The 13,772-nt window shown below is 72.9% G+C and carries 12 protein-coding genes and 1 pseudogene; 5 read left to right on the forward strand and 8 right to left on the reverse strand.

All coding sequences use genetic code 11. The features are described from left to right. Positions 1–21 precede the first annotated feature (21 nt). Entirely contained in the window at positions 22–582 is a 561-nt protein-coding gene (locus IE239_RS26490) for a DUF2000 family protein (RefSeq protein ID WP_373308147.1), read from the reverse strand. On the opposite strand from IE239_RS26490, the gene IE239_RS26495 reads away from it, so the two are divergent. After that, positions 581–1,390, forward strand: coding sequence for a helix-turn-helix transcriptional regulator (locus IE239_RS26495; protein WP_190151905.1), 810 nt, complete (start codon positions 581–583; stop codon positions 1,388–1,390). The genes IE239_RS26490 and IE239_RS26495 overlap by 2 nt on opposite strands. Positions 1,391–1,525: 135 nt before the next feature. On the opposite strand, the pseudogene IE239_RS26500 reads toward IE239_RS26495, so the two are convergent. Further along, positions 1,526–2,020, reverse strand: a pseudogene (locus IE239_RS26500) (type III secretion system chaperone family protein); the annotation flags it as partial. Beyond that, a complete protein-coding gene (mshA, locus tag IE239_RS26505) occupies positions 2,013–3,350 on the reverse strand; it encodes a D-inositol-3-phosphate glycosyltransferase (protein WP_190151906.1) in 1,338 nt (445 codons plus the stop codon). The gene mshA and the pseudogene IE239_RS26500, both read right to left, overlap by 8 nt. 320 nt (positions 3,351–3,670) lie before the next feature. On the opposite strand from mshA, the gene IE239_RS26510 reads away from it, so the two are divergent. The 3 genes from IE239_RS26510 (at position 3,671) to IE239_RS26520 (ending at position 7,784) form a co-directional block, all read left to right on the forward strand. Next, entirely contained in the window at positions 3,671–4,489 is an 819-nt protein-coding gene (locus tag IE239_RS26510; RefSeq protein WP_190151907.1) for a class I SAM-dependent methyltransferase, read from the forward strand. A 381-nt stretch (positions 4,490–4,870) separates the two neighbouring features. After that, positions 4,871–5,986, forward strand: coding sequence for a C40 family peptidase (locus IE239_RS26515; protein ID WP_190151908.1), 1,116 nt, complete (start codon positions 4,871–4,873; stop codon positions 5,984–5,986). 337 nt (positions 5,987–6,323) lie between these two features. Then, positions 6,324–7,784 (forward strand): PP2C family protein-serine/threonine phosphatase, encoded by a 1,461-nt coding sequence (locus IE239_RS26520; protein WP_190151909.1) that lies wholly within the window; start codon positions 6,324–6,326, stop codon positions 7,782–7,784. A 243-nt stretch (positions 7,785–8,027) separates the two neighbouring features. Here IE239_RS26520 and IE239_RS26525 read toward each other — a convergent pair whose 3' ends face one another. The 3 genes from IE239_RS26525 to IE239_RS26535 all read right to left on the reverse strand — a co-directional run bounded on the left by IE239_RS26525 (position 8,028) and on the right by IE239_RS26535 (position 9,871). After that, on the reverse strand, positions 8,028–8,363 hold the full coding sequence (locus IE239_RS26525) for a DUF2516 family protein (protein ID WP_373308151.1): 336 nt from the start codon (positions 8,361–8,363) through the stop codon (positions 8,028–8,030). A 180-nt stretch (positions 8,364–8,543) separates the two neighbouring features. After that, complete coding sequence (locus IE239_RS26530; RefSeq protein ID WP_190151981.1) at positions 8,544–9,269, reverse strand: hypothetical protein; 726 nt, start codon at positions 9,267–9,269, stop codon at positions 8,544–8,546. A 164-nt stretch (positions 9,270–9,433) separates the two neighbouring features. Further along, on the reverse strand, positions 9,434–9,871 hold the full coding sequence (locus tag IE239_RS26535) for a helix-turn-helix domain-containing protein (protein ID WP_190151910.1): 438 nt from the start codon (positions 9,869–9,871) through the stop codon (positions 9,434–9,436). A 368-nt stretch (positions 9,872–10,239) separates the two neighbouring features. Here IE239_RS26535 and IE239_RS26540 point away from each other — a divergent pair, with 368 nt between their 5' ends. Further along, positions 10,240–10,962 carry a Clp protease N-terminal domain-containing protein gene (locus IE239_RS26540; RefSeq protein WP_229878322.1) on the forward strand — a complete coding sequence of 241 codons (723 nt, stop codon included), beginning with the start codon at positions 10,240–10,242 and terminating at the stop codon, positions 10,960–10,962. 30 nt (positions 10,963–10,992) lie between these two features. Here IE239_RS26540 and IE239_RS26545 read toward each other — a convergent pair whose 3' ends face one another. Further along, entirely contained in the window at positions 10,993–11,472 is a 480-nt protein-coding gene (locus IE239_RS26545; protein ID WP_190151911.1) for an HAD domain-containing protein, read from the reverse strand. Between the two features lie 79 nt (positions 11,473–11,551). Next, positions 11,552–13,684: a HelD family protein gene (locus IE239_RS26550; RefSeq protein ID WP_190151912.1), complete on the reverse strand. Its 2,133-nt coding sequence runs from the start codon at positions 13,682–13,684 to the stop codon at positions 11,552–11,554. Between the last annotated feature and the right edge of the window lie 88 nt (positions 13,685–13,772).

Consider the following 13,772-nt stretch of genomic DNA (forward strand, 5'->3'; position numbering starts at 1 on the left):
GCCCGGCCTCCCGGCGCCCCGCTACGGGTGCATCCGCGCGCCCTTCAGCACCTTGTCCACCGCGTTCCTCGGTCCGTACACCGCCAGGCCCACGAGGTCCAGGTCGGCCGTCGCCACGGCGCGCACCGCCGCGCGGTTGTCTCGGTCGTTGCCGGTGGCGAAGAGGTCGCTGGTGAACACCGCGCGCGGGAGGGCCCGGGACAGCACGCGCGCGTGGGCGGCCGTGAGCAGTTCCTTCGTGCCTTCGAAGACCAGCACCGGCTGCCGGAACATCGAGAGGCAGCGCACGCCGTCCGCGTCCTCGTACGGCTCCCCGATCACCTCGGGGACCGCCGACCCGAGGCCGCTGACCAGGAACGCGGTGACGTTCAGACGCTGCCAGGTCGCCAGGTCCTCGCGCAGCAGTACGGCGATCTTCGTGTCGAAGCGGACGGGTCCGGTGCTCGTGCCCGTGATGGAGCCGGTGGTGGCGCCCGGGTTCGCGGCGGGGCCGGTGGTGGTGTTCGGATCCGTGTGCGTGCTCGTGCTCATACGGTGAGACTGCCGATCGCCCCACGGCCCCGTCTTGTACGTTCTTTGCATGGCTGCCCGGCAGGAAGTGTCCGCCTGGCGCCCGGCCGTCCCGGGTGTCGTGGAGGTCTTCCACGCCCGCTTCACCGGGTACGCGTACCCGATGCACGTCCACGAGGCGTGGACCCTGCTCATCGTGGACGACGGCGCCGTACGGTACGACCTCGACCGGCACGAGCACGGCACCCCGCACGACACGGTGACCCTGCTGCCGCCGCGCGTGCCGCACAACGGTTCACCGGCCACCTCGGGGGGTTTCCGCAAGCGGGTCCTGTATCTCGACACCAGCGTGCTCGGCGAGGACCTCATCGGGGCCGCCGTCGATGCGCCCGACCTGCGCGATCCCGTGCTGCGTCGACGGGTCGGCCGGCTGCACTCCGCGCTTGCCCGGCCCGGCGACGAGCTGGAGGCCGACAGCCGGCTCACGCTGATCGGCGAACGGTTGCGGGGCCGTCTGCGGGCGGGGCGGGACGCCGCTCTCCCGCGCCGCGACCCCGCGCTGGCGGGCCGCCTGCGAGAACTGCTCGACGAACGCGTGGTCCAGGGCCTGACCCTGGACGAGGCCGCCGGGCTCGTCCAGGCCCATCCGGCCCATCTGGTACGGGCGTTCAGTGCGGCCTACGGCATCGCGCCGCACCAGTACCTCACCGCCCGCCGCGTCGACCTCGCCCGCCGGCTGCTGCTCGACGGGCGGCCACCGGGTGAGGTCGCGGCGGTGGCCGGCTTCTACGACCAGGCCCATCTCACGCGGCATTTCAGGAAGTTGGTGGGGGTCACGCCGGGGCGGTACAGGGACGGCCGCAGGCCCTCCGCCCGCTGATCAAGCCGCCGGGCCGGCCGGGTTCGCCGGATCGGCACGGTCGACCGGGCCCGTAGGGTCCGTCCGGTCCATCAGGTCCGTAGGGTCCGTCCCGTCCATCGGCTCCATCAGGTCCGTCCGGTCGGCCGAGGCGGGCGGGCGCTGCGTCAGGTGCGCGAACGCGTCCAGGTTGCGGGTCGGTTCGCCCCGGGAGACGCGCCACTCGTACTCCCGGCGGATGGCGCTCGCGAAGCCCAGCTCCAGCAGGGTGTTGAAGGCGCCGTCGGCGGCCTCCAGGACCTGGCCCATGAGGCGGTCGACCTCGTCGGCGCCGACCGCGGCGAGCGGGACGCGGGCGGTGACGTAGACGTCGCCGAGCTGGTCGACGGCGTAGCCGACGCCGTACAGCTTGAGGTTGCGCTCCAGGAGCCAGCGGTGGACGCCGGACTCGTTCTCGTCGGGACGACGGATGACGAAGGCGTTGAGGGAGAGCGAGTGACGGCCGACGATGAGGGAGACGGTCGTCCTGAGTTTGCGGGTGCCGGGCAGCTGGGCCACGTAGGCGCCGGGCCCGGTGCTCTCCCACTCCAGCTCCGCGTCACGCAGGAAGGCCTCGATGGCCTGTGCGGCGGTCTTCTCCACGTCACCCATGCTCGGAGCGTACGTGACGGCGATGGGACTGGGCCGCGGCCGCGTAGACGTCGGCCGTCGCGGCGGCCGCGGTGTCCCAGCCGAAGGACTGGGCGTGCGCGGCGGCGGCCGCGCCCATGCGGGCGGCCAGTTCGGGGCCGTCGGCGAAACGCGCGAGCACGCGCGCGTAGCGGGCCGGGTCGTGGCCCTGCACCAGGAAGCCCGTCTCGCCGTCCCGGACGGCCACCGGCAGCCCGCCGACCGCAGCCGCGAGCACCGGGGTGCCGGCCGCCTGCGCCTCTATGGCGACCAGGCCGAAGGACTCGCTGTAGGAGGGGACGACCAGCAGCGACGCTGCCCGGAACCAGTCCGCGAGCTGGTCCTGGCCGACGGGCGGCCGGAACCGTACGACATCCGCGATGCCGAGCCGCGCGGCGAGCTTCTGCAGCCCCTCCGGCCTGGTGAGGCCGCTGCCGCTGGGTCCGCCGACGATCGGGACGACGATGCGGGAGCGGAGCTCGGGGCGCTCGTCGAGCAGGACGGCCACCGCGCGCAGAAGGATGTCGGGCGCCTTCAGGGGTTGGATACGGCCCGCGAAGAGGGGGACCAGGGCGTCCTGCGGGAGGCCGAGGCGGGCGCGGGCGGCGGCGCGGCCGTCCGCGGGGCGGAACCGGTCGAGGTTGACGCCGGGGTGCACCACGGCGACCTTGTCGGGTTCGGCATGGTAGTGCCGGACGAGTTCACCGGCCTCCTCCGCCGTGTTCGCGATGAGGCGGTCGGCGGCGACGACGATCTGGGTCTCGCCGATGACGCGCGCGGCGGGCTCGGGGGTGTCGCCGTCGGCCAGGTTGGCGTTCTTGACCTTGGCCATGGTGTGCATGGCGTGCACCAGGGGGGCGCCCCAGCGCTGGGCGGCCAGCCAGCCGACATGGCCGGAGAGCCAGTAGTGCGAGTGCACGAGGTCGTAGTAGCCGGGGCGGTGACCGGCCCAGGCCTGCATCACGCCGTGCGTGAAGGCGCACAGCTGGGCCGGGAGGTCCTCCTTGGCAAGACCCTCGTAGGGGCCGGCGTCGATGTGCCGGACGAGGACCCCGGGGGCCAGCTCGACCGTCGGCGGGAGGCCGCCGGTGGTCGCGCGCGTGAAGATCTCGACCTCGATGTTGATCGCGGCGAGGCGCTGCGCGAGTTCGACGATGTAGACGTTCATGCCGCCGGCGTCACCGGTGCCGGGCTGGTGGAGCGGAGAGGTGTGCACGGAGAGCATCGCGACGCGGCGGGGGCGGCGGTGGAGCCTGAGCCGCGAGGGAACCGCCGTGGAGCGACGCCCGAGCCTGTTGGCGTACTGGCTCACGGGGCGTTCCTCCTTGCTGCGGGCATGCCGGAAGGAGGGTCTGGCGTGCCCTCCAGGGGGGTGCAACGCCGGAGGAAGGGATTCCCATTCCTGCGGGTTTCGGAAAGGGGCGCTTTTTGCCCAGTCATTACCCTTCTTCGCTCAACCGTTCGAGGACGGTGCGCGTGGGGCTCACCACCGGGCTCCCGACGGGCCGAGTCGCCGGGCCCATTGATCGGCCGGCCGCCCACTGACTCACTGGCTCACTGATCGACTGGCCCTTTGATCGACCGGCCGACTGGCCGACTGGCCGACGACCGCGTCGCATTACCCTCTCCGGTATGACATCCCGCGCCTCCGTCCGCCCCGTGGGCACGGTCACGCGCGGGACGACTCATCCCAACCGGCTGCGTCGCATGGACCGCTGGATCGCCGCGACGCACGGCGCCGAGCTGCGGCGCGCCGTCGAGCCCGTCGCCGTCGACCTCGGTTACGGAGCCGCGCCCTGGACTGCGGTCGAGTTGCTGGTCCGGCTGCGTTCGGTCGCGCCCCGCGCGCGGGTCGTCGGCGTCGAGATCGAGCCCGCGAGGGTCGCGGCGGCCGAGCCGTACGTACGCGAGGGGCTGGTCTTCCGGCACGGCGGGTTCGAGCTCCCGGTCGCCCGGCGGCCGCACCTCGTGCGCGCTGCCAACGTGCTGCGGCAGTACGACGAGGGCGAGGTCGCCGGGGTCTGGGAGCGGCTCTGCGCACGGCTCGCGCCGGCCGATCCGGCCGCCGGGTCCCGTGGGGGGCTGCTGGTCGAGGGAACCTGCGACGAGATCGGACGCCGGCACGTGTGGGTGGCGCTCGGACCCGAAGGGCCGCGCACGGTCACCTTCGCGACCCGGCTCGGCTCCCTGGAACGCCCCTCGGACCTGGCCGAACGGCTGCCCAAGGCGCTCATCCACCGCAACGTCCCGGGCGAGCCGGTCCACGCGTTCCTGCGCGACTTCGACCGCGCCTGGGCGGCGGCCGCGCCCTACGCGTCGTACGGCGCCCGTCAGCGGTGGATCCGCGCGGTACGGGACCTGACGGCCGACTGGCCGGTGACGGACGGGCCGGCGCGATGGCGGCAGGGCGAAGTGACGGTGCGGTGGGACGCGTTGGCGCCCACGAGCTGAGCGGGTTTCCCCGTCCGACGGGCCCTCTGCCGCCCGGCCCGCCGGGTCCGCACGGCCCTCTCAGCCCGCCCGACCCGCCCGACTTGCCCGCCCACCGGGTCGGTCGGGTCCACCGGGTCCACCGGGTCCACCGGGTCCACCGGCTCCACCGGGTCCACCGGGTCCACCGGGAACGATCTCCGTGAGTCGTTCGTCACACAGGCGGGGAGATCGTCATGGCGGGGTGGCGAAGAGGGGAAGGACTGTCTCCGTCGTTCCGCCGGTCGTCGCGCTGCCGGCCTGCCGCTCCGTCGCCGCCTCTGTCGTTTTCGGCCGTGACATGGCACGATCCCCCGAGCACCGTAAGTTACTGACGGTTAATCAGGGGTTGGGGGACGGAGTATGGGAACGGGCAAGCGTGGTCTGCTCGCGGCGGCCGTGGCCGTGGTCTGCGCGGTCACCGTGCTGGGGGCGCCCGGCGTCGCGTTCGCGAGCCCGAGGCCCGCACCGGCCATACCGACCACCCCGAGCACGCCGACGGCGGGCGCCCGGGCCCCCGCGCTCCCCTCGACCGCGACCGCCGACAAGAACCTCGAGGCCGTCCGCGCCAAACTCGAAGCGCTGTACCACGACGCCGCGGTCGCCACCGACGCCTACAACGCGGCCGAGGAGGCGGCGCAGAAGCAGTCCGCGGAGATCGTCGAGCTGGCCAAGAAGATCGTCGCGGGCCAGGAGAAGCTGGCCGAACTGAAAGACCGTGCGGGCGCGGCGGCCCGGGCCCAGTACCGCACCGGCGGCCTGCCGGACGAGGCGCGGCTGATGCTGAGCGACGACCCGTCCGAGTTCCTCGACGGCGCGGGGCGGGCTCGCCAGGGCCAACGCGCGACGAAAGGCCTGATCAGTCAACTGACCCGCACGCAGCAGGACTTGGAGCAGTACTCCAAGGACGCCTCAGCGCAGTGGGCGAAGCTGGAGACGGGCCGTAAGACGAAGGCGGCGGCTCAGAAGAAGATCGAGAAGCAGATCTCGGAGGCCGAGAAGCTCGAATCCCGGCTGGAGAAGAAGGAGAAGGCGCGCCTCGAGGAGTTGGAGCGGCAGGCCGCACAGACGGCGCAGACCGCCTGGCTGGACACCGGCATCCTCCACGAGATCGACAGCTCGGCGTCCGCGCAGGGCAAGGCGGCCGTGCAGTTCGCCACCGCCCAGATCGGCAAGCCGTACGTGTGGGGCGCGGAAGGACCGGACAGCTTCGACTGCTCCGGGCTGACCTCGGAGGCCTGGAAGAGCGCCGGCCGGGCGATCCCGCGCACCTCGCAGGAGCAGTGGAAGCAGTTGCCGCACGTGCCCGTCGAGGAGATGCGCCCCGGCGACCTGATCATCTACTTCGGCGACGCCAGCCATGTGGCGATGTACGTGGGCGACGGCTCGATCGTCCACGCCCCGCGCCCGGGCCGTACGGTCACCCTCGCCGGGGCGGGTTCGATGCCGATACTCGGGGTCGTGCGACCGGACGCGTGACCGGGCCCCTGTGTGCGCACACGACCGGAGGTGAGTGAGCCGGGGCGCGGGCCGACGGGCGCGGCACGACGGCAGGGGCAGCGGGTGAGCCGGAGGGCGTGACCCATGACACCTCGCCCCGAACCCAAACCCGAGGCGGACGTGACGTTCGTCATTCTCGCCCGGTTCCCGACGTGCCCAACTGCGATACGTAACGCGGCATATGACGGGGGCCAGAGATCAAGCAGAGTGTTTTACGCCATTCCGTTGCGATGCCTTCTGCCGCTATGGTCCCCGTCGGTGGTCGAGGTCCCTCGCCCCCGCCATGCCCTCGGGGGGAGGGAAGGAACCCAAGACGATGCCCGTGCCCATACCGCGGCAGAGAGCGATCCCGGCCGTGGAGAGTGGTCAGGCGCAGGCCGCACCCGCAGTCGGCGGCCCCTCCAGTGAAGAAGCCGTCCGCACCGAAGACGCCGGCCGCAACGAGGCGACGCCGGCCGAGAACGACACCACGCTCGACGCCGCGCCCGCCGACGACGTCCACTCCGGCGTGAGCGCGACCGATGCGAGCGCGACGAGCGTGAGCGCCACCGGTGCGAGCAGTGGCGCCGCGGTCACCGCCAACGCGGGCGGAGCCCACACCCCCCTGACCCTGCTGCTGATCGAGGACGACCCCACGGCCGCCCCGATCGTCCGCGACCTGCGCGACTCGGACGACAGGCCGATCCGCGTGCGCACCGCCCGCAACCTCACCGAGGCCGAGCGGCTGCTCACCGACGACGTCCACTGCATCCTGCTGGACCTCGCCCTGCCCGCCCCGGGCCGCGCCTCCGCAGGCGCCGGGGACGACGAGCTCGCCGTACTGCGGCATGTGCTGCGGCTCGCGCCCCGGCACGCCGTGCTCGCGCTCACCGCGTCCGGCGACGCCGAGCGGGGCGCCGAGGCGGTACGCGTGGGCGCCCAGGACTACCTCTTCAAGGACGAGCTGGACGGCCGGCTGCTGAGCCGCGCGATCCGCTACGCCGTGGAGCGGAAACGTTCCGACACCGCTGAGCGGAGACTCGCGGAGGGCAAGTTGCGCGCGCAGGAGAACGCCCGCCTGGAGCGCGGTCTGCTGCCCACGCCCCTCCTCGAGGGCTCCCTGCTGCGCTTCGCCGCCCGCTACCGCCCCGGCCGCTCGCGCGCGCTGCTCGGCGGGGACTTCTACGACACCGTCCGCACACCGGACGGCACCGTGCACGCCATGATCGGCGACGTCTGCGGGCACGGGCCCGACGAGGCGGCGCTCGGCGTGGAGCTGCGCATCGCCTGGCGGGCGCTGACCCTGGCAGGCCTGTGCGGGGACGAACTGCTGAACACCCTCCAGCAGGTGCTGGAGCACGAACGCGACGACGACGAGATCTTCGCGACGCTGTGCACGGTGGACATCGCGCCCGACGGCCGCCGGGCGGGCCTGTGTCTGGCCGGTCATCCCGCGCCGCTGATCGCCCGCCCGGACCGACCCGCGCGCCTGCTGCCCCACGACAACAACGGCCCCGCCCTCGGCCTGCTGCCGGGCGCCCGCTGGCCGCGGACACAGGTCGAGCTGGGCGCCGCGTGGAGCCTGATGATGTACACCGACGGCCTGATCGAGGGCCGGATCGGCGAGGGCCGGGAGCGGCTGGGCCAGGACGGCATGGTGGAGATGATCCGCCGCCAGCTCTCCGAGGGGCTGAGCGGGGAGGCGCTGCTGCGGGCCGCGGTGAACGAGGTGCGTGAGCTCAACGGAGGCGAGCTGACGGACGACGTGGCGGTGGTCCTGCTGGACCGGGTTCCCTAGGATCCGGTCCGGGTACGGCCGGGGATCCGGTTCTGCCGGTCCGGAGGCCGAACGGGACCCGGTCCGCCAGGCTCGACGTCCCGCGCCTGATCCCGCCCCCACCCGGCGCTAGGCCGGAGTGCACCGCACCCCGGGCTCATCACGTCCGGGGTCATCACGTCCGGGGTCATCGGGTCCGGGGTCATCGGGTCCGGGGTCATCGGGTCCGGGGTTCGTCCCGTCCAGCGCTGACGTCTGGTGGCTCTACCGTCCGCCGTTGTAGGGACCGTACGGACCGTCGCTGCTGCTTCCGCCGCGTCGGCGACGCCAGCCGCCGCCCGACACCTGCCTGAGGGCGGGACGGACGTCCACGAAGAAGACGATCGTGGCGACGAGGCCCGCGAGCTGGAGGAAGAGCATCGGCACCAGCAGGTTCACCGCGACCGCGATGCCGAGGATGATCAGCCAGAAGCCCTTGTTCTGCTTGTCTGCGGCCCGGTAGGCGTCGTCACGGAACACGGCTGCCATCACCAGGGCCACCACGGCGAGAATCAGCATGGCGAGGTACAGCAGCCACATCAGTCCCGCGAAGCCTGCCATCAGCACAACGCCCACCACCCGATTCGACGCGTCTCGTCTCGACTCGACCTGCTCGTCCCTACCCGGTCACGGTACCCGCAACCGCCCTCCCCCTTACCTGTACAACGGGCCGGGCACCGTATCAGTGCCCGGCCCGTGACCGTATACCGCTGCTCGCCGCGCCCTCCCCGGCCGCCGGTCTCACTTGGCGGGCGGCGTCGGCTTCTTCATGGCAGTGGGCTTGCGCACCGGAGCCTTCTTGACGGCGGGCTTCTTCGCCTCCGGGGCGGGCGCGGTGGCGGTCGCGGCCGGAGCGGGCTTCGGCACGCCGGCCTCCTTCAGCCGGACCGGCTCGGGGCCACGGACCGCCTCGGACTTCGGCTCGGTCTTGGACTCGGCGCTCGGCTCGACCGCGATCGCCAGCTCCTCGATCTCCTCGGCCGCCTCGCCGCGCCAGGTCCGCACGGCGTGCTCGCCGTGCTCGGCGACCTTCTCGTAGGTCTCACGGGCCTTGACGGCGTACTCGGCGGCGACGCCGACACCGCGCAGCGCGAGGTCCTGAGCGGACTCGCCGAGCTTCTTCAGGTCGGCGTCGAGGGTGCTGCCGAGCTTCTTGATGTCCCCGTCGAGGGTGCTGATGAAGTCGGTGACCTTGGACTGGAGGGACTCCTGCGCCTCCTTGGCACGGGCGGTCGCCTCCTTGGCACGGGCGGTCGCCTCCTTGGCGCGGGCGCCGGCCTTCTCCTGAACGGTCTTGGGGTCGGTGTTGCGGACGGCCTCGAAACGGGCCGGGGCCTCGGTACGCAGCTGCTCCACCAGACCGGGCACCTTCTTCGCCTGCTGGAGGGCCAGGTCGGCCGTGCCCGCGGCGAAGTAGAGCGGAGTGGGGTCGCTGAGGGTCTTGCGCAGGTCGTCGGTGATGGCCATGGTGAAGGTCCTCCCGGACTGACGTTCGTCGTACAGGTCGTGTGCGTCGTATGCGTCGTGCGAGCCGAGTTCGCCGGACGCCTCGATCAGATCGAGCACGTCCGTGTCGCCCTCGGCCGAGGGTCGTGCGGTTCCGCAGCGGTGCGGCCGGTCCCCTGGACCGGTCAACCGGCCGTCTGCTGCGGATCGGCGTCGCTCTCCTGCGCCCGGGGGTCCGCGCCGTCCACGTCGCCGTGGCCGCGGCCGTCGCTCCCGATCCCGTTCTCCTTGCGGAAGGACTCGTAGATCTGGAGCAGCGCCAGCTTCTGCGCCTCGGTGAGCGTGGGATCGGCGAGGATGACCGCTCGGGTCTCCACCTCGTCCCGGTCACGCTCCGCGTCGAGGATGCCGGCCCGCACGTACAGCGTCTCGGCGGAGATCCGCAGCGCCTTGGCGACCTGCTGCAGCACCTCCGCGCTCGGCTTGCGCAGCCCGCGCTCGATCTGGCTCAGATACGGATTGGACACCCCGGCGGCGTCGGCGAGCTGCCGCAGCGACAGTTGCGCGGTGCGCCGCTGTTCCCGCAGATACTCACCGAGATTGCCGACGTTGAGCGATGCCATGCCTCCACCTTGCATCACCCGCGCTAACTATTGCAAGCACCTGCTTGCAAAAGTGCGCCACACCACTCGGGAGGAGCATGCGGAGCATGTGGGCCTGAGCGAGCTGGTGCGTTGGATCTGCGGCGGCGCGATCTGTGGCGGCGCGGCGGCACTTCCGCCGCTGCGGGTCGACCAGGCGACCGGATCCCGCCGATCTTCATGGTCGGTCGAAATCGTCGCCCCATCCGCCCATCGGTGCTGCCGGCTCGTGTCGGGCGGAGCCGACGGCGGAGGTCGCCGGACTCGTGGCGATCTTCGCCCGACCGAGCAGGGAGGCAAGAGGCAAGTACGCCTTGACAAATTCAAACTGTCAAGGCGTACTTGCGCTCATGGCTCTTCCAGACCTGGACGATCTCATCGCGGAAGTCGACCGCAGGTGCGACACCGCACACCGCCCCGGCAGCCGGGAGCAGCCTGACCGGCTCGCCCTCCTCACGGTCGCCGCCCAGCTCGCGGGCCAGCTGCAGGCCCTGGCGGACGACCTGGTCGAGGACTACGTCGAGCACTGCCGGATGCACGGCAATTCGTGGACCGACATCGGCACCGCCCTCGGCGTCACGCGGCAGGCGGTCCAGCAACGCTTCCACGCCCCGCACAAGCGCTACAGCCCGGAGACGATGGCTGACGAGCTCCGCCAGGCGATGACCCACGTCAAGCAGGCGGCGGTGCAGCACCGCAACAACTACATCGGCACCGAGCACCTGCTCTGGGGACTGACGGCGGAGGACAACAGCGCCACCCTGCTCCTTCAGGCCGCCGGCGTGTCGCCGGAGACGGTCCACCGATCCGTCGGAGCCCGGCTGCGCATGGGCGCCTCCCAGGCGGCCGAGCGCATCGCCTGGACGCCCTACTCCCGCAAGGCCATCTCCCTCGCGGAGGCACGGTCCGGGGAGAACGGCTCGGATCGCATCGCCTGTGACGATCTGCTGATCGGCCTCGCCCAGGTCGGCCGCGGAGTCGCCGCCGACGTCCTGGCCGGGGCCGGCTTCGACCCGGCAGCCCGGTCGGCCGGCCAGTCGGCCGCCCTCAAGGCCACGGTCGCGGACGTCTGAGCCGGTCACGGTCCCGGCGACCACGCCGCGCTACCCGCGCGCGATCCACTCCGCGATCCACTCGGCCACCGCCGCGAGGTCGGCGTCGCGGAGGCCGCGGGCGGGGTGCACCCGGTGGAGAAGTGCCGGGGCGGGGTGGCGGGCGGCCACCCAGTCGTGGTCGACGTCGGTGATCTCGTCGTCGAGCCAGACGAACGGTCTGCCCGCGGCCAGGCGCACCAGGGGCCGCGCCTTCCAGTGGACGCCTGCGGCCGGTGGTTCGTCCTCGTCCGGCCAGTACGCCACCGGCAGCGCGGGCAGGCCGAGCCAGGGCGCGAGGAGCGTGTTCGCGTCGTCCGTCCAGGTCGTCGCCCACGTCAACTCGCAACCCAGCGCGAGGAGTCGGGGGCCGAGGGCCGGGTCGAGCCGGGACAGCAGGGGGTGCGCGGGGGACGGCGGACCGTACCGGGGGTAGGGGTCCGTGCCCCCGAAGGGGATCAGCGTTCCGTCGACGTCGAGAAAGAGCAGCATCACCGTCCAGGATCCCCCGAGTCGCGCCTGCGCCCTGACACCGAGAGCCGACCGAAGATCCGTGCGAAGGCGCGCAGGCTCACTGTTCCCAGGGCAGGGGGCGTTCGTGGACGACGTCCAGGCGGGTCACCGCGCGGGTGAGCACCACGTACAGCCGGTTCAGGCCGCGTTGTTCCGCTTCCGCGACGGCCGCCGGCTCGACGGCGACGACGTGGTCGTACTCCAGGCCCTTGGCGAGGGTCGCGGGGACGACCGTCACCCGGGCGGCCGGTTCGTCCGGAACGGGGGAGGACGGCGGGCGGCAGGAGGTCAGGCCGCAGGACGGCAGGCCGGCCGCCTTCAGCGCCTCGTGGATCGCGGCCGCCTGCGGGTCCGCCGCGATGACGCCGACGGATCCTTCGTGGCCGAGTGCGTCGCGTACGGCGGCGACGACCGCGGACGACAGGTCGCCGTCCGCCCGCCGGACGCGCAGTCCGCCGTCCCGGCGCAGCGAGTCGGCCCGTGGCACGTCGACGTCGAGGCGGTCCAGGACGCGGGCCGCGAGGGTGAGCACAGCAGCCGGGACGCGGAAGCCCGTGGTCAGCGGGACGATCGTCGCGTCCGGCTTGCCCAGGTGGGCCATCTGCGCCCGCCACGAGGCCGCCGCCCACGGGGTGGTGCCCTGTGCCAGGTCGCCGAGGACGGTGAGCGAGCCGAAGCGGACCCGGCGGGCGACGGCGCGGCACTCCATCGGCGAGAGGTCCTGGGCCTCGTCGACGACGACATGGGCGTATCCCGGGGGGTGCTTCAGGAGGCCGGCCACCTCGTCGAGCAGGACGAGGTCGGCCGTCGACCAGCGCGCCGACTTCGGGGAGCGGGGCGGACGCGGCCAGAGCAGGGCGCGCTGCTCGTCCGGGTCCAGCACGCCGGCTCCCGCTCGCGCCAACGCCTCGGCGTCCGTGAAGAGTTCGGCGAGGACCTCCTCGGGGCGCAGCTTCGGCCACACCGCTTCCAGGCACGCGCTCAGGGCCCGCGCCCGTTCGGTCCGGCGGGTCCAGGAGGCCGGGCGCGGTCCGCTCCGGCGTTCGGCCTGCTCCTGGATCCGGCGGACGATCCGGCTGCGCACCCGCTCGCGCCCGGTGTCGTAGGGCGGCGCCTCGGCGAGCACGCCCGCGACGATCTCCCTCAGCACGCGGCCCCCGACGCGCCAGCGGCAGGGGCCCTCCGGCACCGTGAGGTCCTCGGCGTGGTCGGCCGCCACCCGCCCGTACACCGCGCGGCGCAGGACCTCGGCCATCCGTGCGTCGTGTTTGACGGCGGCGGCGCGGTCGGGGTCCGTCGCGGTCGCCCGGTGGCGGCCGATCTCGTCGTGGAGGGTGGACTGCCGTACGCCGGTCTCGCCGAGGGCGGGCAGCACCTCCGCGATGTAGGAGAGGAAGGCGCGGTGGGGCCCGAGGATCAGCAGTCCCCCGCGCTGGACGCGCCGCGGATGGGTGTAGAGGAGGTAGGCGGCACGGTGCAGGCCGACGGCGGTCTTGCCGGTGCCGGGGGCGCCCTGCACGCACACCGACCCGGTGAGGTCGCCGCGGACGAGGTCGTCCTGCTCGGGCTGGATGGTCGCGGCGATGTCCCGCATGGGGCCGACCCGCGGCCGTTCGATCTCGTGGGCGACGATGCCGCCGTCAGGCGCCGCGGGCCCGGGCCCGCCCGGGAGTTCGCCGGTGTCGAGGCGCTCGTCCTCCAGGCCGGTGAGGTCCGCGGAGTCGCCCCTGCTGCCGGGGGCCCAGCCGAACCGGCGCCGTACGGCGACGCCCTGCGGGTCCCGGGCGCTCGCCTGGTAGAAGGCGCGGGAGACGGGTGCGCGCCAGTCGACGACGAGGGGCGGGGCGGCCGGGTGCTCGCTGATGCGCAGCCGGCCGATGTGGTGGGCGAGTCCCTCGTGGTCGCCGCCGGTGCCGTGCGCGAAGTCCAGCCGGCCGAAGAACAAGGGGCCCTCGGGCAGTTCGTGGAGGGCTTTGGCGTGGCTGCGCAGCCGGTGGCCGAGGACTTCGGCGTCGGCCCCGGAGGCCGACACGTCCTCGCCGGTGACGACGTGGAGGTCGGCGCCCTCGACCATGGCGGTGAACGCGGCCCGGCAGGCGTCGTGGTGGGAGCGTTCGAGGCCCAGGGCGGTGGTGAGGTCCTGTGGGTCCGGGCCGGCGGAGTCCTGAGGAGCTGGCTCGAGTGCCGTCATACGGCGAGGATACCGAATAACGTAACCGAGTTACATTTTTTACCTAGTCTCACACTGCCGTTCGGCTGCCGACCGGGCGTCTGGCGGA

Origin of the sequence: Streptomyces humidus (assembly GCF_014649655.1) — a bacterium.
GTDB classification, from domain to species: Bacteria; Actinomycetota; Actinomycetes; order Streptomycetales; family Streptomycetaceae; genus Streptomyces; species Streptomyces humidus.